The organism is Arthrobacter sp. QXT-31, from assembly GCF_001969265.1.
Lineage (GTDB): Bacteria > Actinomycetota > Actinomycetes > Actinomycetales > Micrococcaceae > Arthrobacter.
The window spans coordinates 3,723,842-3,740,789 of sequence record NZ_CP019304.1; the positions used below are offsets into that span (position 1 = coordinate 3,723,842).

The following is a 16,948-nucleotide window of genomic DNA, read 5'->3' on the forward strand; positions in this document are numbered from 1 at the left end:
TGGTCCCCGTACTTACACGGGCTCCACGGAGACAGCCACTCTTTCCTCCCCGATCCGGGTGAGGACCAGGGTGGCTGTCTTCTTGGCGGTTTTGCCTTCGGCTTTACCGCCTTTGCCGGCGCCCTTGCCCGCCGGCAGCAGCTGCTTGCGCAGCTCCTCCGGGGTGACGGAGGTGCCGCGCTTCTTGATGTCCAGCACGCCGACGCCGTTGTCCCGGACCCAGCCCTTGAGGGCCTTGACGTTGAACGGCATGACCTCCAGGACCCGGTAAGCCCGCGCGAACGGCGTGTCCACCAGCTCCGGGCCGCAGATGTAGGCAATGTGTTCGTCCACGAGATGCCCGCCCAGTTCCAGGGCGAGGTCGGCCACGAGACCGGCCCGGATGACCGCGCCGTCCGGCTCGTACAGGTAGCCCTCCACCGGGCCGACGGGGGCTACGGGTCCGGCGCCGAACCCCTCGCCGCTGGTCATTTCCGCGGCGCCGTCCGGCCCGATGACCAGGGCGGCGCGGCGGACGCCGGGACGGGCCACGGCGTTGAACCACAGCGTGACTTCCGTGACGTCCCCGCCCACGGAGACCCACTGCGCCTCGCAGCCGGCAGGCACCGATTCATGTGGCATGCCGGGGCCCATCTTGACGCCGACGGCGCGCCCTGCAGCGGCGAGCGACTCCACGAAGGACAGCGGCGGAGAGAAGGCCTCGGGATCCCAGATCCGCTTGGTGCCGGACGTGGTGGTGGTGCGGCGGGCCGGGTCCAGCCAGACGCCGGCCCCGTCCTCCAGCTCCACCGACGTCGCGTCCGAATGGACCACCCTGGCGTGCGGAAAGGGGATCAGGTTGATGGTGGCGCAGGCGGCGGTGGTCTCGTCGACCTCCACGGCGGTCACGGCGATGTCCAGCGACGCCAGGGCCATGGCATCGGAGCCGAGGCCGCAGCCGAGGTCGGCGACGTGCCGGACGCCGGCCTGGGCAAAGCGCTGCGCATGCCGGGCCGCGACGTTGAGCCGGGTGGCCTGCTCCAGGCCGGCCTGGGTGAAGAGCATCTGCCGGGCGAATTCGCCGAACTTGGCCTCGGCCTTGGTCCGGAGCCGTGACTGGGTCAGGACGGCGGACACGAGTTCGGGGGAGTGGCCGGCCTTGCGGAGGTTTGCTGTGAGGGTGAAGGAATCGTCTTCCCGGTAGGGCCCGAGCGAGGCCAGCAGCTCCCATCCTTCTTCTGTGAGGAGCGGGGCGATCTGGTCCTGCGGTGCTTCAGACATGGGATCAAGCCTAGTGGAGCGGCCGCCCCGGCTGTTCCCGATAGGGTGGTCTGAATGGAATCCAGCGAAACGCCCGCCCCAGGTCAGTCCGGTTCAGGTCAGCCCGAAAGCAACAACCCTGATCCGGTGCCGGAGCAGCATGGCCGCCTGGTCCGGTATGCGCGCCCGGCGCTGATCGCCGGCGCTGTGGTCGCCGTCGTCTGCCTTGTCCTGCTGGTGATCATTTTCCTGCTGGACTCCTTCAACGCCACCGTCTATTCAGTGGGCGGCAAGGACATCAGCGACGCCACCGAGGAAGCCCGGCAGATCCGCGATCTGTATCTGGGCGCGCGTATAGGCGGCATCGTGGTGCTGATTGTGTCGGTCCTGACCGCCGCGGCGTCCGCCGCCGTCCTGGTCCGCGAGCAGCGGAAGACAGGAGACGCCGACGGCGGCGAGGACCTGGGGTTCGACGACCTCGCCGGCCGCTGACTTCCGCAGCCGGAACGGTTACGGGCCGGGGCAGCGTGGGTTACGTCAGGTGAATTTCTGGCACTCGCCTTGACCGAGTGCTAACCCCTTACATAGAGTCATCATTAGCACTCTCCCTAGGCGGGTGCTAATACACGAAGAGCTGCCAGCCTGGCTGCTGCCGGCACCGCGACGACGGTCTGCCGCCACGGCGCAACAGTTTTTACTGTCCATGAATTTTGACGAAAAGGAGAGGTCCGAGTGTCGGTCTCTATTAAGCCTCTTGAGGATCGCATTGTTGTCCGCCCGCTCGAAGCCGAGCAGACCACCGCTTCCGGCCTGGTTATCCCGGACTCCGCACAGGAGAAGCCGCAGGAAGGCGAAGTTGTAGCAGTGGGCCCCGGCCGCTTCGAAGACGGCAACCGCGTGCCGGTGGACGTAGCCGTTGGCGACGTCGTCATCTACTCCAAGTACGGCGGAACCGAAGTCAAGACCGGCGGCACCGAGTACCTCGTGCTCTCCGCCCGCGACGTTCTGGCGATCGTCGTTAAGTAACTCTTTGGGTCCCCGTGCCGCTGCCCGCGTCTGATTTTTTCTGACCGGGCGGCTGCACGGGGTTCTGTCTTGAAAGGACAAACCATGGCAAAGCAGCTTGCGTTTAACGACGCTGCCCGCCGGTCGCTTGAAGCCGGCATCGACAAGCTCGCCAACACGGTTAAGGTGACGCTTGGTCCCCGCGGCCGCAACGTCGTGCTGGACAAGAAGTGGGGCGCCCCCACCATCACCAACGACGGCGTGACCATCGCCCGGGAAGTCGAGCTGGACGACCCGTACGAGAACCTTGGCGCCCAGCTGGCCAAGGAAGTCGCCACCAAGACGAACGACGTCGCCGGTGACGGCACCACCACCGCCACCGTGCTCGCCCAGGCACTGGTCAAGGAAGGCCTGCGCAACGTAGCCGCCGGCGCCGCTCCGGGCCAGATCAAGCGCGGCATCGAGGTCTCCGTGGAGGCCATCGCTGCGCGCCTGCTGGAGAACGCCCGTCCCGTCGAAGGCACGCAGGTGGCCAACGTTGCCGCCATCTCCGCCCAGAGCGAAGAGGTTGGCGAGCTGCTCGCCGAGGCATTCGGCAAGGTTGGCAAGGATGGTGTGATCACCATCGAGGAATCCTCCACCACGCAGACCGAGCTGGCCCTCACCGAAGGCATGCAGTTCGACAAGGGCTACCTGTCCCCGTACTTCATCACCGACGCGGACCGCCAGGAAGCCGTCCTCGAGGACGCCCTTATCCTGATCAACCAGGGCAAGATCTCCTCGCTGCAGGAATTCCTGCCGCTGCTGGAAAAGGCCCTGCAGGCGTCCAAGCCCCTGTTCATCATTGCCGAGGACGTCGACGGCGAGGCCCTGTCCACGCTGATCGTCAACCGCATCCGCGGCACCCTGAACGTCGTGGCGGTCAAGGCCCCGGGCTTCGGCGACCGCCGCAAGGCCATGCTGCAGGACATCGCCACCCTCACCGGTGCGCAGGTTGTCTCCCCGGAACTCGGCCTGAGCCTGGACACCGTTGGCCTCGAGGTGCTGGGTACCGCCCGCCGCATCACGGTGACGAAGGACAACACCACGATTGTTGACGGCGCAGGTTCGGCTGAAGACGTGTCCGCACGCGTTGCGCAGCTGCGCGCCGAGCTGGCCCGCACCGATTCCGACTGGGACCGGGAAAAGCTGCAGGAACGCCTGGCCAAGCTGGCCGGCGGCATCGGCGTGATCAAGGTCGGCGCAGCCACCGAGGTTGAGCTGAAGGAAAAGAAGCACCGCATCGAAGATGCAGTGTCCTCTACCCGCGCCGCCCTTGAAGAAGGCATCGTGGCCGGTGGCGGTTCCGCCCTGATCCACGCGCTGAAGGCACTCGACGAGGACCCGGCCGTCACGGCGCTCGAAGGTGACGCGGCTGCCGCCGTCGGCATCGTCCGCCGTGCGCTGGTCCAGCCGCTGCGCTGGATCGCCCAGAACGCCGGCCACGACGGCTACGTTGTGACCGCACGGGTTGCCGAGCAGGACAACAACCACGGCTTCAACGCCAAGTCCGGTGAGTACGAGGACCTGATCGCAGCGGGCGTCATCGACCCCGTCAAGGTCACCCGCGCAGCCCTGCGCAACGCAGCCTCCATCGCTGCGCTGGTGCCCACCACCGAGACCCTTGTGGCCGACAAGCCGGCCGAGGAAGACGAGCACGCAGGCCACAGCCACTAGGCTGCTGCCCGCACCCGCGGTTTCCGAAAGGGGGCCCGGTCCAGCTGACGCTGGGCCGGGTCCCTTGGTGTTGCAGGGACCTGATTGCCTGAGCCCGTTAGCCCGGTTTATCGCAGCGCGTCCAGCGCAGCGCGCTGATCCTAGCGCCGGGCGCGGAGGGCCTGCCGCCGAAGCCGTAGCGCCGCGCCGTCGGAAAGCCGCCTGGTGACCAGCCGGTGGAAGTACAGGACCGCGACGGCGGCTGCCACGATGCCGCCGAGGTTCACGAGCAGCTGCAGGGCAGAACCGGCCGCCTTGTTGAATTCGCCCAGGACCAGTGCCACGGCGACGAAACCGGCCGCGGGGACGGTGGTCACCGAAATAAAGACCCCGATCAGGGCGGCCGAGCGCCCGCTGATGACCGACAGCATCCCGGCGCCGCCGGCGAGGACGGCCACGACCAGGGAAAACGGTCCGGGGTGGTAGATGAACTCCGCAGCGGAGGCGCGGTCCAGCACGTCCCGGGGGAACAGGTTGGCGGGCAGTGCAAGCCAGGTGATCAGCGCGGTGGTGAGCATCGCCGTCGGGAAGCCCAGGCCGAGGGCCAGCGACGCGCGCCCGCCGAGCCTCCAGTTGCCGCGCACCACGGCGACAGCCAGGGCAGCAAGCGGCCCGAACTCGGGCCCCACGGCCATGGCGCCGACGATGGCGATGGTCGAATCGGTAACGATGCCGATGGCGGCCAGCAGGGTGGCCAGCACGAGGAACGCCAGGAAGGTCCAGCTGAGCCGCGACTCCTCGCCGGTCTGCCGCGATACCTCCTCCCAGATGACCGTGTCGGCACCTTCCCCCGGGGCGGTCTCCTCGGCCCTGTCAGCCCGGTCTGAGAGGACGAACTCCGGGGCGGACACGGCAATGGACCCGAGACTTTCGATCTTCAGGACATGGAGCTTTTCCAGCAGTTCCTCCACCGATTCCCGTGCGATGTACGCCACCACGACGTCTCCCCTGGGATGGACCGAGGCCCCCGCATGCACCGCCACCTCCGCGGTGCCGGGCTGCTGTTCGCACTGTTCGGCTACGAGGCCCGTCAGTTCTGCCGGGACGCAAATCCGCATCTGCACGATCACCGGACACTCCCATCGTCACGCCGAAACTCCTGTGAGGCCGACTCTACAACGCCTAAAAAGCCGGACCCGGCCAGGCTGAGACGCCAATCACACCAGGCGCGTTTGATTCGTCTCGAATATCACGAATCGGTAACATGGGTACTTTGTGCTGCCGTTTGAGGGGTTATCTGTGCCAGAAGCGAGAACGACGGACCCGCTGAAAAGCATGCCGCGCGAGGAGCCGGCAGGAAAAGAAAACCATGAGCCGCGCGCTGCCCGGCTGAAGGCAAAGCCGGGCTACCGGCCCGAGGTGCAGGGCCTGCGTGCCCTGGCGGTGCTCATGGTGGTCACCTACCACGTGTGGCTTGGCCGGGTTTCCGGCGGCGTGGACATCTTCCTGCTGATCTCGGCGTTCCTGCTGACCCTGTCCTTCGTCCGCAAGGTGGAGAAGGGCACGCCACTGCGCCTCGTGAACCACTGGCTGCACCTCTTCAAGCGGCTGATCCCGGCCGCCGTCGTCGTGATCCTGGGCGTGCTGGCCGGCACCTGGCTGGTCTTGCCGCAGAGCCGCTGGCCGGACGTTCTCAACGAGGCCTGGGCATCCCTGCTCTACGGCCAAAACTGGCTGCTGGCCAACACGGCCGTGGACTACTACGCGCAGGACCACTCCGGCGCCAGCCCGCTCCAGCACTTCTGGTCACTGTCCATCCAAGGTCAGGTCTTCATCCTCTGGCCCCTCGTCTTCGCCGGCTCCGCCCTGGTGTGGCGTCTCGTGCAGCGCCGCCGTGCCGTCAGCTACCGGACTGTCCTGATGGTTGCCTTCGGCGGCATCTTCATCGCGTCGCTGGTGTTCTCGATCGACCAGACGGCCACCAACCAGGCCTACGCCTACTTCGACACCCGGACCCGGCTGTGGGAATTCGCACTGGGATCACTGCTGGCCCTGGTGCTGCCGTACGTGAAGCCGGGCAAGGTGCTGCGTGTGGTGCTGGGCTGGGCCGGGCTCGCCGCCATGATTTCCTGCGGCCTGCTGCTCACCGTGGACCGGTCGTTCCCGGGCTTCGTCGCGCTGTGGCCCACGCTGGCCGCGGCTGCCATCATCGTTGCCGGCCAAAGCGGCAGCCGGTTCGGCGTGGACCGGATCCTCTCCTCGAAGCCGCTGGTGGCCCTGGGTGACAACTCCTACGCCCTGTACCTCTGGCACTGGCCGGTCCTGGTGCTGGCGCTGGCCGGCAGCGGCATCTCGGCGCCCAACCTGTTCCAGGGCCTGGTCATCGTGGCCTGCTCCGTGGTGCTGGCCGTGCTCACCACCCGGTTCGTCGAAAAGCCCCTGCGCGAATGGCACTGGCCGCAGTTGCGCGCCTGGCGCACCGCCGTCGTCATTGTTGCCTGCGGTGCCCTGCTGGCAGGGCCGGTGGCGCTGTGGCAGACCAAACTGACTGCCGACGAGGCGGCAGCGGCGGCGCAGCCGCGCGAACTGACCCCCGGTGCCGCCGCGCTGGCACCTGAGAACGCCGGCAAGCCGACGCCGGAGGCCACCGTCATTCCCGCCCCGGCCGCCATGAAGAACGAGTGGGCGGACATCGACGGGCTGTGCACCGGCGACAACGTCCCCAGCGACCCGCTGCTCAACGGCTGCCTCCAGAACAGCAAACCGGCCAAGGTCACCAAGCGGGTCGTGGTGCTCGGCGATTCCCACGCCCAGCAGTACATGGCCGCGCTCGGGCCGATCGCCAGGGACCACGGCTGGGAGGTCGTCACCCTCCTGAAGGGCAACTGCCGGTTCGGTGCCGAATCGCCGGAGCGCGACGCAGATTGCAACGCCTTCAACAAGGCCAGCGCCGCGTACGTGATGGAGCACAAGCCGGATGCGGTGTTCACCGTGGCATCCCTCACGCACAAGGAAGCCCCGTTTGAAACCGAGGTTCCCGCCTACCTGGAAGGCATCAAACCGTTCACCGACGCCGGGATCGACGTGGTGGGCGTCCGGGACAACCCCCGGTTTACCATCAACATGCCCGAGTGCGTCCAGAAGTACGGCACCGACGCGCCGGAGTGCAACCCGCCGCTGGGCGAATCGCTTGCCGCGAAGTCGCCGCTGGACGCGTACCGGGGCAAGGTGAAGGGACTCTACCTGATGGACATGAGCGACTTCATCTGCGCCGGCGGCATCTGCCCGGCCGTGGTGGGCAACGTCTACGTCTACAAGGACGACAACCACCTCACCAAGACCTACGTCCAGTCGATGATTCCGATGTTCGAGAAGCGGCTGCTGGCTGCCACGGGGTGGAAGTAGGGAGCGTTTGGCGGGCCTGCGCCCAGCGGTTGGGGGTGCCCTTGCTCACAAAGCCGGGATGGAATATGGGGATCGCCGCCAAGGTTCTAGTATTAATTCAATTCCTCCAGAACCACCTCCTGGCCCCGCTTTAACCAGCACAGGGCCAACCCTGCACAGGCCAGTCCCGTAATGACGGGCTGGTCATCGGCTGCAACCCCTACCCGTGAACCTGTAAACCAAGGTAAGAGGCGCACTCATGACCCAGCCCGAGCACGACCCCTTCGGCTTCATCGGCCTGACGTACGACGACGTCCTGCTGCTTCCCGGCCATACCGACGTGATCCCCTCCGAGGCCGACACGTCGTCCCGGATCTCCAAGCGCATCACCGTCCAGACGCCGCTGCTGTCCGCGGCCATGGACACCGTCACCGAATCCCGCATGGCCATCGCCATGGCACGCCAGGGCGGCCTCGGCGTCGTCCACCGCAACCTCGCGATCGACGACCAGGCCGACCAGGTGGACCGCGTCAAGCGCAGCGAGTCGGGCATGATCACCAACCCGCTCACCATCGGCCCCGAGGCCACGCTGCAGGAACTCGACGAGCTGTGCGCCCGTTACCGCGTCTCCGGCCTGCCCGTGGTCGACGACGGCAACCGGCTCCTCGGCATCGTCACCAACCGCGATACGCGCTTCGTGCCGGAATCCGACTACCCGATCCGGCTGGTCAGCGACGTCATGACCAAGATGCCGCTCGTCACCGGCCATGTGGGCATCAGCCGCGAGGAAGCCTCGCACAAGCTGGCCACCAACAAGATCGAGAAGCTCCCGCTTGTGGACGAACAGGGCCGCCTGAAGGGCCTCATCACCACCAAGGACTTCACCAAGGCTGAGCAGTACCCGCTGGCCACCAAGGACGATGAGGGCCGGCTCCGCGTCGGTGCCGCCATCGGCTTCTTCGGTGACGGCTGGGAACGCGCCATGAAACTGATCGACGCCGGCGTCGACGCCCTCTTCGTTGACACCGCCAACGGCCACTCACAGGGCGTGCTGGACATGATCCGCCGCCTCAAGTCCGATCCGGTGGCGGCGCACGTGGACATCATCGGCGGCCAGGCTGCCACCCGCGAAGGTGCCCAGGCCCTGATCGACGCCGGCGCCGACGGCATCAAGGTGGGCGTGGGTCCGGGCTCCATCTGCACCACCCGCGTGGTGGCCGGTGTGGGCGTTCCGCAGATCACCGCCATCTACGAATCGGCCAAGGCCGCCATTCCGGCAGGAGTTCCGCTGATCGCCGACGGCGGCCTGCAGTACTCCGGCGACATCGGCAAGGCGCTGGTTGCCGGCGCCGACACCGTGATGCTCGGTTCCCTGCTGGCCGGCTGTGACGAATCCCCGGGCGAGCTCATCTTCGTGAACGGCAAGCAGTTCAAGAGCTACCGCGGCATGGGCTCCCTCGGCGCCATGCAGTCCCGCGGCAAGAACACGTCCTACTCCAAGGACCGCTACTTCCAGGCCGACGTCTCCGGCGATGACAAGCTCATCCCCGAGGGCATCGAAGGCCGCGTGGCGTACCGCGGCCCGCTGGCCTCGGTGGCGTACCAACTGGTGGGCGGGCTCCGCCAGACGATGTTCTACACCGGCGCTCCGACCATTGCTGATCTGAAGGCGCGCGGCAAGTTCGTCCGGATCACCCCGGCCGGGCTGAAGGAGTCGCACCCGCACGACATCCAGATGACGGTCGAGGCGCCGAACTACGGTTCCCGCTAGCCACTGGCCGGTGAGAGGGCTTGCCGACGTCCCGGCGAGCCCTCTCTGCGTTTCCCGCGGGGCTAGGCTGGAGCCATGTCCCAACCACGCCACCCCGCCGAACTGAACCCTAAAAGGGAACCCCAGCGGCGGCTGGCACTGAAGCCTTATGCCCGTGCCGTGGCACAGGTGCTGCGCGTCAGTTTCCGCGCGTCGCCGGGTGCCGTGCTCATGAAGGTGGCCGGATCACTGATCTCCGCGGTGCTGCCGCTGGTCACCACGTACTTTGCCGGCCTGACCACCACTGCGCTGGCGGCCGCCTACAACGGGGACGCCGGCGCCGGGCAGCAGGCCGTCGTGTACGTCATCATCACCGCTGCGCTGGGCCTGTTCTGGGGCGCGTTCAGCAGCGTGGACCGCTACATCCAGCAGGTCATGAGCTTCCGGGTGGGGGCCATCGTGGGCGACCTGATGTATGAGCGGTTCCTTGCGCTGGATTTCTGGCGGTATGACGACAAGGAAACCGTAGACCTCTACGACCGCGCCAAACGGTTCTCCGACTCCTACGCCAGGGTCCTGGACCGGATCGCGGCCATCTTCACGCAGTTGGTGTCGGTGGTCCTGGCCGTCGGCGCGCTGCTGCTGGTGAGCTGGTGGATTGCCGTGATCGTGCTGGTCGCGATCGTCCCCAGCGTCTACCTGCAGTTCAAGCTGTCCCGTGAGCAGATTGCACACTGGAACACCCAGGTGGATTCACGGCGGCAGCGGCGGATGATCGAGACCAACCTGCTCCGCCCGCAGCACATCGCCGAGATGCGCCTGTACGGGATCGTCCGGTACCTCATGGACTTCCGCTCCCGGCTCCGGGACGCCGACGAGAAGCGCAGGCTGGATTTCCAGAAGCGGTACATCCCCAAGCAGCTCGCCGCCGACGCCGTGCAGTACGCCGCGGAGGTGGTCTCGCTCATCTGGGTGGTCGGCCAGATCATCGCCCGCGCCCAGCCGGTGGGGCAGTTCCTCTACGTCCAGCAGATCGTCAGCAGAGCGCTGTCCACGGCGAACGGCCTGGTGTCCTCGCTCAGCTCCATCGACGAGGACCTGGCCAACCTCAAGGACTACGAGCTGTTCATGGCGCTGCCTGTCCATTCGAGCCACGCACCGCCGCTGCTGGAGGCGCCAAAGACCGTTGAGCTAAGAGATATCCGCTTCACGTACACGGGCAGCGATCTCGAGGTCATCAAGGGCATCTCCATGACCATCCACGCCGGCCAGCATATCGCCATCGTGGGGGAAAATGGCGCCGGCAAGTCCACCCTGATCCGCATCCTGGCCGGACTCTACCGGCCGGATTCCGGCCAGGTGATGCTCGACGGCGTCGACCTCGCCGCCGTCGACGTCACCTCCTGGCACCGCCACCTGGCGGTCCTGAGCCAGGAGTTCCTTAAGTACGAGTTCGCGACAGCAGCCGAAAACATACTCTTCGGCGATGTCGATTCGCCGCGCGACGACGGACGGATCCGGAACGCCGCTGCCGATGCTGAGGCCCTGGACTTCATCAACAAACTGCCCAACGGCCTGGACAACCACGTCAGCAACTGGATGGAGGATCCTCGGGGCCGCAAGGGGAGCGGACTCAGCGGCGGGCAGTGGCAGCGGCTCGCCATGGCCCGGAACTTCTACCGCAACGCTTCCTTCATGGTCATGGACGAGCCCACCTCGGCCATCGACGCGCTGGCCGAGCACCGGATCTTCACCCGGCTGTTCGCCGAGCGGAGCAGCACCATCATCGCCATCAGCCACCGGCTTGCCACGATCGAAAAGGCGGACATCGTGTACATGCTGGAGGAGGGCCGGATCGTGGAACAGGGCACGCACCGGGAACTGGTGGCCCTGCGCGGCCGCTACTTCCGGATGTTCGAGTCCCAGCTCAGCGTCGAGGAAGCCGGCGGGATCTGACGTCACCACGCTTGTCCCGAGGGATCAGCGTTCCTAGCTAATGGCGGCCAAGCCAAGCTGCGTACAGGCGGTCGCGGTCGCGGTGCAAATGCCTTGAATAGAGCATTCCTGCCGCAACGGGAAGCGGAAATGAAGCAAGGAACGCCAGGATGGGCAGTACCTCCGGGGATGTTCCTCGCGGTGTAGCGAACATCAATGCCGTTACGATCACAAACATGGCGAGCACCGAGGCTATGGCGACACCCGGAACAATGCGGACATACTGTTCGGCGCGGGCGACGTCACCGGCCGGCCGCGGTGACGTGCGTGTAAACCGTGGACCGATGGCAATTAACCAGCCAACCCCGGATATCCCCAGCCCCAAGCCCGTGAGCACGAGGCCGTTCTCCGGATTCTGTCCTGTGGCTGCCAAAGCGGCCGCCTGCGCAACACCTGGAAGGGCAAAGACCATACCCATCCACCAGAACCAGAAAACACGGGCGCGGCGATGCGCATATCCCAATGCATACGGTCTCGAGTCAGCAGTACTGGGCGTAGCCAAGTCCTTCATGACGCCGCAGCAAACAGCCGGCGGACCGTCAGGCCGGGCTGCTCCCCGTCTTGCAGGTCGCGGACACGAAGTTGCCCATTTTCGTCCAACGGGGCAGACGCAAGTTGCAGAGAGCCAGCCTCAAGCACCTTTATATTGGCAATCGTGGGAGTGACTGCGTTGACGCTGTACCGACGCGAGCTGATCATGCCTCCGCCCTCCTCGCTCAGAACCCCTGCTGCCTCATCCACTGTCATCTGCACGATATCCAAAAGGTCAACATCATCCCGAAGCGGAAGACAGAAATATTCGCTCAGTGGCCGGAGGAAGATGGCAACGCGGCCAGCCGGGGAATCCACCAAGTAGCTGGGAGACACGGTGGCTGACCCGATCCGGGTGACATCAAACCACTCGGAAGACGTTGCAAAGATGCGGGCGAGAATTTTCGCCTCGGCCAGAAGGGCCACTTCTTCACCTTTAACTTCCGCCGTGTCCCGGATGTTCAGAGTGCCGATGCCTGCCCGCACCAAGTCGTGATCGTCTGCGAGTTCGGCGAGGCCAAGCACTCGGCGCGTCAGGGCGGTTCCGGCGCCTGGATCGAAAGCGAGCAGCGCCAGGATCTCGTGACTGGTCATTCGGTATGCCGCTGCAGGCGTGGCGGAGTCGATCATCATTTCCTAGTGTCATTCGGGATTCGGGATTCGGGATTCGGGATTCGGGGTTCCGGGTGTGCAGGTTGGTCCCTAGCCGAATCCGAGCTTACCGCCCACCCATCCCACCGCATCCTTGGCGGCGCCCGCCATAGTCCTGACGCCGCCAACCACCCCTGCGCCGAAGTCCCAGATTCTTTTGGTGACCGGAACGTCGCCGGACATCATGCCCAGCAGTCCCCAGCCGAGCGCGACTCCGCCCAGCACTATGCCGGCCGGTGCTCCGAAGATGGTTCCAGTGGCCGCAATGGCCGCTACGGAGAGGCCGGCGCCAATGAAGCCGTCGGCTATTCTGAACGGGTCCTTGCCCTCGACTCCGGAGAGTATATCCAGGGCACCCACAGCGGTACCCAGCACGCCCAGCACTTTGCCGACGGGCCTCATGAAGTCAAAAAACTTGCTGACTCCCTTTTCGATTTGGCCAAGGTCAGTGGTCCAGCTGAACTTGTCCGCCACGAACTGAATCGCACTGGCGATGTCGGAAGCGGCATTTCCGTCCTCGGCTCCGAACTTTTCCAGCAGCCATTCCACTCCTGAGGGCGCATGTTCATAGTTCGGATCGGTAAATGCGTCGCCCCAATTCCTGCTTTTGCGCGTGGACGCCTGGACTGATATTCCCGTCGTGGAGGACGTATTCACGCCGCCGTCACTGCTTGCCTTTTCCTGTTCTGCCGCTTGCGTCAGCAGCGACTTGGATTGATGCTCCAAGGACTCCGTCGCCTTGCTCAGCATCGGACGCAGGGACGAGGTCCAGGCATTCCGGAATTTGTCCCCGTCGGCGCCCTTCCACGCGGCTGACTGCACAAGGGAATTCACGGCGGACTCCACGTTCTGAAGACGCTGCCTGGACTGGCCCATCGATTTGGACAGGGCGCGAAGCTGCTCGATGTCAGCACCGTAGATGCCAGACGCCATTGATTCCCCCAATAGATTGTTGCTTGCCGCCGGCGGCGGGCAGGACAGTGCACAAAACTATCGCATCATCGGGCAGGCTTCGATGGGGAGTTGTCCCCGGCCGCAGGGCTTTCCACCACGGTGGTCCGGACCCGGGCGAGGCTCGGCCGTGGCGGAACGCTGCTGGAGCCGAACGTCACAGGAGGGCTGATGGGGGACAGGGGTCCGGCGTCCTTGCCTTCCCATCTGACGACGGCGGAGCTGATGTTGTGCAGGTCGCTCACACCGTAATACTCCAGCCTGCCGTTGCCCGCCGTGCCGAAGGTCCGGGTTCCGGTGCTGGCCGCAGCCACGAGCGGGCTGACTGCGGAGAGCCAGCGGGTGTGAACGGCAAGCGGGCGGGGAACAGTGCGCAGCAGTGCACCAAGGAGGGCCCTGCCGCCGATGCCCGCCCGAATCACCAAAGGCCCGGCGTCGACGGTCAACGCCTGCCCGGCCAGGACGGCAGCGACGTCCACGACGCGAACCTCCTCGAAGCGGTAGGTGGCGGCAATGAACTCAGCCACGTCCTCCCTCGGTGCCAGCAGCAGCCGCCGCCCCGACGGCAGCTGGACCATGACGTCTGCAAACGGACCGAAGGGCGACTCCTGCCAGAGCCCCGTCACCGCGCGCAGGCCGGTACCGGTTCCGATGCCCGCAATGTGGCCGTCGAAGACCCACCGGCTGCCCATCCAGCCACTCTAGCTGGGATAACCTAGAGCAGTGACTTACGAGATTGAGATTGGCCGTGGCAAGCGTGGGCGTCGTGCCTACTCCCTGGATGACATTGCGATCGTCCCCAACCGTCGCACCCGTGACCCCAAGGACGTCTCCGTCTCGTGGCAGATCGATGCCTACAAGTTCGACATGCCCGTCATCGCCGCACCGATGGACTCCGCCATGTCCCCGGCGACCGCGATCGCGCTCGGCAAGCTCGGCGGCCTGGGTGTCCTGGACCTCGAAGGCCTCTGGACCCGCTATGAGGACCCGCAGCCGGTCCTGGACGAGATCGGCGCGCTCGCTGATGAAACCAACAGCCCGGCCGTCACACGCCGGATGCAGCAGCTCTACCAGGCACCGATCCAGCCCGAACTGATCACCTCGCGGCTGGCCGAAATCCGCGCGGCAGGCATCACCGTGGCCGGAGCCCTCACCCCGCAGCGCACCCAGGAGCACTACAAGACTGTGGTGGCCGCCGGCGTCGACATCTTTGTGATCCGCGGAACCACGGTTTCCGCCGAGCACGTCTCCAAGGACCATGAACCGCTGAACCTCAAGCAGTTCATCTACGAACTCGACGTCCCCGTCATCGTGGGCGGCGCCGCCGGCTACACCCCCGCCCTGCACCTCATGCGCACCGGCGCGGCCGGCGTCCTCGTCGGCTTCGGCGGCGGAGCCACCACCACCACGCGCCGCGCCCTGGGCATCCACTCGCCCATGGCCTCGGCCATCTCCGATGTCGCCGCCGCCCGCCGCGACTACATGGACGAGTCCGGCGGACGCTACGTTCACGTGATCGCCGACGGCGGCATGGGCTCCTCGGGCGACATCGTCAAGGCCATCGCCATGGGGGCCGACGCCGTCATGCTCGGCACTGCCCTCGCCCGGGCGGAGGAAGCCCCCGGAAAGGGCTGGCACTGGGGCCAGGAGGCACACCACCTGGAACTGCCCCGCGGCGATAGGGTCAACATCGGAACTGTCGGACCGCTGGAAGAGGTGCTCTTCGGCCCGGGCCACCACACCAACGGGACCTCCAACCTGATCGGCGCGCTCCGCCGCTCCATGGCCACCACCGGCTACTCGGACCTCAAGGAGTTCCAGCGGGTCGACGTCGTGGTTTCCCCATACGGCGGAAACTGATCCGCGGCCCCCGGCAACACAGTCCGCGCCCTGCCCATCGGCAGACGTTCGAAGTACTCTGGTGAACTACAACGTTCGATGAGGATGGAGGCCTGTCATGAACGGTTTCGGTGAACGTCCGGCGGCTGCCAGGGGCGCCCTGGGGCCCGAGGCGCGGGAAGCCGCGCTGGCTGCGCTGAAGGCATCCGCGGAGCCGGGTAAGGAACTGGACATCCTCATCGTCGGCGGCGGCATCGTCGGCACCGGGGTCGCCCTCGACGCTGTGACCCGCGGCCTGAACGTGGGCATCGTGGAAGCCAGCGACTGGGCCGCGGGGACGTCGTCGCGGTCCTCCAAACTCATCCACGGCGGCCTCCGTTACCTGGAAATGCTCGACTTCGCACTCGTGAAGGAGGCGCTGCAGGAACGGGGGCTGCTGCTTTCTGAGCTGGCGCCGCACCTGGCCCGGCCGGTGCCGTTCCTGTACCCGCTCACCAAGCACTTCGTCGAGCGCCCCTATATCGGCGCCGGCATCGCGCTGTACGACGCCATGTCCATCTCCGGCGGGCACAAGCGCGGCGTGCCGTTCCACAAGCACCTGTCGCGGCGCGGCACCCTGCGCGCCGCCCCAAGCCTGAAGGACGATGCCTTCGTCGGCTCGATCCGCTACTACGACGGCCAAGTGGACGACGCCAAGTACGTAGCCAACCTGGTGCGGACGGCCGCCTACTACGGTGCCCACGCAGTCAACCAGACCGCCGTCGTCGACTTCCTCCGCGAAGGGGAGCGTGTGGTGGGCGCCAAGGTGGTCAACCGCGAGGACGGTTCCAGCTTCAACATCCGGGCGAAGCAGGTCATCAACGCCACCGGCGTCTGGACCGACGAAACGCAGGCCATGGTCACCGAGCGCGGCCAGCTGAAGGTGCGCGCGTCCAAGGGTATCCACCTGGTGGTGCCGCGGGACCGCTTCCAGTCGACTGTGGGCCTGATCCTGCGGACCGAGAAGTCCGTGCTGTTCGTCATCCCGTGGGGGCGGCACTGGATCATCGGCACGACGGATACCGACTGGCATCTGGACAAGGCCCACCCCGCGGCTTCCAGTAAGGACATCGATTACCTGCTGGAGCACGTCAACACGGTCCTGAAACGCCCCCTCACGCGGGAAGACGTGGAGGGCGTCTATGCCGGCCTGCGGCCGCTGCTGGCCGGGGAAAGCGACTCCACCGCCAAGCTCTCCCGCGAGCATGTCGTTGCCCATCCCGTGCCCGGCCTGGTGGTGGTGGCCGGCGGCAAATGGACCACCTACCGCGTCATGGCCAAGGACGCGGTGGACGAGGCGGCCCGCAGCATGGACGAGCGCGTGCCGCAGAGCTGCACCGAGACGATCCCGCTGCTGGGAGCCAGCGGTTTCCGGGCCGCCTGGAACCGCCGCAACCGGACAGCCGAGGAATTCGGTGTGCACGTGGCACGGGTGGAGCACCTGCTGAACCGTTACGGCTCCATGGCGTCAGAGGTGCTGGCGCTCATCCAGGAACGGCCCGAACTGGCCGAACCGCTGCCCGGGGCCGACGACTACCTGCAGGCCGAGGCGGTCTACGCGGCGACCCATGAGGGCGCCCGGCACGTGCACGACGTCCTGACCCGGCGGACCCGGATCTCCATCGAGGCCTGGGACCGCGGTGTGTCTGCCGTGCCGGTAGTCGCTAAGCTTATGGGAGAAATTCTTGGCTGGAGCGATGCGCAGCGGGAAAGCGAAATCAAGCATTACCTGGCGCGGGTGGAAGCCGAACGGCTGAGCCAGCAGCAGCCCGATGACGAGTCGGCGGACGCTGCCCGGCTGGGCGCGGAGGATATCGTCCCGCTGCGTTGAGACCGCAACCCGCCGCCGGACAGGCCCGGCCCCACTGA

14 protein-coding genes are annotated in these 16,948 nt (G+C 66.3%); 8 read left to right on the forward strand and 6 right to left on the reverse strand.

Translation table 11 applies throughout. The features are described 5' to 3' along the window. Positions 1 to 12: 12 nt before the first annotated feature. Positions 13 to 1,260 carry a class I SAM-dependent methyltransferase gene (locus BWQ92_RS16930; RefSeq protein WP_076801345.1) on the reverse strand — a complete coding sequence of 416 codons (1,248 nt, stop codon included), beginning with the start codon at positions 1,258 to 1,260 and terminating at the stop codon, positions 13 to 15. A 54-nt stretch (positions 1,261 to 1,314) separates the two neighbouring features. On the opposite strand from BWQ92_RS16930, the gene BWQ92_RS16935 reads away from it, so the two are divergent. From BWQ92_RS16935 to groL, 3 genes are all read left to right on the forward strand, one after another. Beyond that, positions 1,315 to 1,731: a hypothetical protein gene (locus BWQ92_RS16935; RefSeq protein WP_172804301.1), complete on the forward strand. Its 417-nt coding sequence runs from the start codon at positions 1,315 to 1,317 to the stop codon at positions 1,729 to 1,731. Positions 1,732 to 1,971: 240 nt separating this feature from the next. Continuing rightward, a complete protein-coding gene (gene groES, locus BWQ92_RS16940; RefSeq protein WP_003805290.1) occupies positions 1,972 to 2,265 on the forward strand; it encodes a co-chaperone GroES in 294 nt (97 codons plus the stop codon). 84 nt (positions 2,266 to 2,349) lie between these two features. After that, positions 2,350 to 3,960 carry a chaperonin GroEL gene (groL, locus tag BWQ92_RS16945; RefSeq protein WP_076801348.1) on the forward strand — a complete coding sequence of 537 codons (1,611 nt, stop codon included), beginning with the start codon at positions 2,350 to 2,352 and terminating at the stop codon, positions 3,958 to 3,960. Between the two features lie 140 nt (positions 3,961 to 4,100). On the opposite strand, the gene BWQ92_RS16950 is transcribed toward groL, so the two are convergent. After that, a complete protein-coding gene (locus BWQ92_RS16950; RefSeq protein ID WP_083706473.1) occupies positions 4,101 to 5,057 on the reverse strand; it encodes a DUF389 domain-containing protein in 957 nt (318 codons plus the stop codon). 217 nt (positions 5,058 to 5,274) lie between these two features. Here BWQ92_RS16950 and BWQ92_RS16955 point away from each other — a divergent pair, with 217 nt between their 5' ends. From BWQ92_RS16955 to BWQ92_RS16965, 3 genes are all read left to right on the forward strand, one after another. Continuing rightward, a complete protein-coding gene (locus tag BWQ92_RS16955; protein ID WP_076801352.1) occupies positions 5,275 to 7,344 on the forward strand; it encodes an acyltransferase family protein in 2,070 nt (689 codons plus the stop codon). A gap of 238 nt (positions 7,345 to 7,582) precedes the next feature. Further along, positions 7,583 to 9,094, forward strand: coding sequence for an IMP dehydrogenase (gene guaB, locus BWQ92_RS16960; RefSeq protein ID WP_076801355.1), 1,512 nt, complete (start codon positions 7,583 to 7,585; stop codon positions 9,092 to 9,094). Between the two features lie 75 nt (positions 9,095 to 9,169). Continuing rightward, a complete protein-coding gene (locus BWQ92_RS16965; protein WP_076801358.1) occupies positions 9,170 to 11,029 on the forward strand; it encodes an ABC transporter ATP-binding protein in 1,860 nt (619 codons plus the stop codon). A 37-nt stretch (positions 11,030 to 11,066) separates the two neighbouring features. On the opposite strand, the gene BWQ92_RS23630 is transcribed toward BWQ92_RS16965, so the two are convergent. From BWQ92_RS23630 to BWQ92_RS16980, 4 genes are all read right to left on the reverse strand, one after another. Beyond that, positions 11,067 to 11,486, reverse strand: coding sequence for a hypothetical protein (locus BWQ92_RS23630; RefSeq protein WP_157365184.1), 420 nt, complete (start codon positions 11,484 to 11,486; stop codon positions 11,067 to 11,069). An 89-nt stretch (positions 11,487 to 11,575) separates the two neighbouring features. After that, on the reverse strand, positions 11,576 to 12,232 hold the full coding sequence (locus tag BWQ92_RS16970) for a hypothetical protein (RefSeq protein WP_076801361.1): 657 nt from the start codon (positions 12,230 to 12,232) through the stop codon (positions 11,576 to 11,578). 69 nt (positions 12,233 to 12,301) lie between these two features. Further along, positions 12,302 to 13,183, reverse strand: a complete 882-nt coding sequence (locus tag BWQ92_RS16975; RefSeq protein WP_076801364.1) for a hypothetical protein — start codon at positions 13,181 to 13,183, stop codon at positions 12,302 to 12,304. 65 nt (positions 13,184 to 13,248) lie between these two features. Beyond that, positions 13,249 to 13,893 carry a hypothetical protein gene (locus BWQ92_RS16980; protein WP_076801367.1) on the reverse strand — a complete coding sequence of 215 codons (645 nt, stop codon included), beginning with the start codon at positions 13,891 to 13,893 and terminating at the stop codon, positions 13,249 to 13,251. Positions 13,894 to 13,924: 31 nt separating this feature from the next. Here BWQ92_RS16980 and BWQ92_RS16985 point away from each other — a divergent pair, with 31 nt between their 5' ends. Next, a complete protein-coding gene (locus BWQ92_RS16985) occupies positions 13,925 to 15,061 on the forward strand; it encodes a GuaB3 family IMP dehydrogenase-related protein (RefSeq protein WP_076801369.1) in 1,137 nt (378 codons plus the stop codon). 97 nt (positions 15,062 to 15,158) lie between these two features. After that, complete coding sequence (locus BWQ92_RS16990) at positions 15,159 to 16,910, forward strand: glycerol-3-phosphate dehydrogenase/oxidase (RefSeq protein ID WP_076801371.1); 1,752 nt, start codon at positions 15,159 to 15,161, stop codon at positions 16,908 to 16,910. Positions 16,911 to 16,948 lie beyond the last annotated feature (38 nt).

Coding starts and splice junctions, on each gene's coding strand:
- BWQ92_RS16930 (WP_076801345.1), bottom strand. CDS start 1,260: ATGTCTGAAGCACCGCAGGACCAGATCGCCCCGCTCCTCACAGAAGAA.
- BWQ92_RS16935 (WP_172804301.1), top strand. CDS start 1,315: ATGGAATCCAGCGAAACGCCCGCCCCAGGTCAGTCCGGTTCAGGTCAG.
- groL (WP_076801348.1), top strand. CDS start 2,350: ATGGCAAAGCAGCTTGCGTTTAACGACGCTGCCCGCCGGTCGCTTGAA.
- BWQ92_RS16950 (WP_083706473.1), bottom strand. CDS start 5,057: ATGCGGATTTGCGTCCCGGCAGAACTGACGGGCCTCGTAGCCGAACAG.
- BWQ92_RS16955 (WP_076801352.1), top strand. CDS start 5,275: ATGCCGCGCGAGGAGCCGGCAGGAAAAGAAAACCATGAGCCGCGCGCT.
- guaB (WP_076801355.1), top strand. CDS start 7,583: ATGACCCAGCCCGAGCACGACCCCTTCGGCTTCATCGGCCTGACGTAC.
- BWQ92_RS16965 (WP_076801358.1), top strand. CDS start 9,170: ATGTCCCAACCACGCCACCCCGCCGAACTGAACCCTAAAAGGGAACCC.
- BWQ92_RS23630 (WP_157365184.1), bottom strand. CDS start 11,486: ATGGGTATGGTCTTTGCCCTTCCAGGTGTTGCGCAGGCGGCCGCTTTG.
- BWQ92_RS16970 (WP_076801361.1), bottom strand. CDS start 12,232: ATGATGATCGACTCCGCCACGCCTGCAGCGGCATACCGAATGACCAGT.
- BWQ92_RS16975 (WP_076801364.1), bottom strand. CDS start 13,183: ATGGCGTCTGGCATCTACGGTGCTGACATCGAGCAGCTTCGCGCCCTG.
- BWQ92_RS16980 (WP_076801367.1), bottom strand. CDS start 13,893: ATGGGCAGCCGGTGGGTCTTCGACGGCCACATTGCGGGCATCGGAACC.
- BWQ92_RS16990 (WP_076801371.1), top strand. CDS start 15,159: ATGAACGGTTTCGGTGAACGTCCGGCGGCTGCCAGGGGCGCCCTGGGG.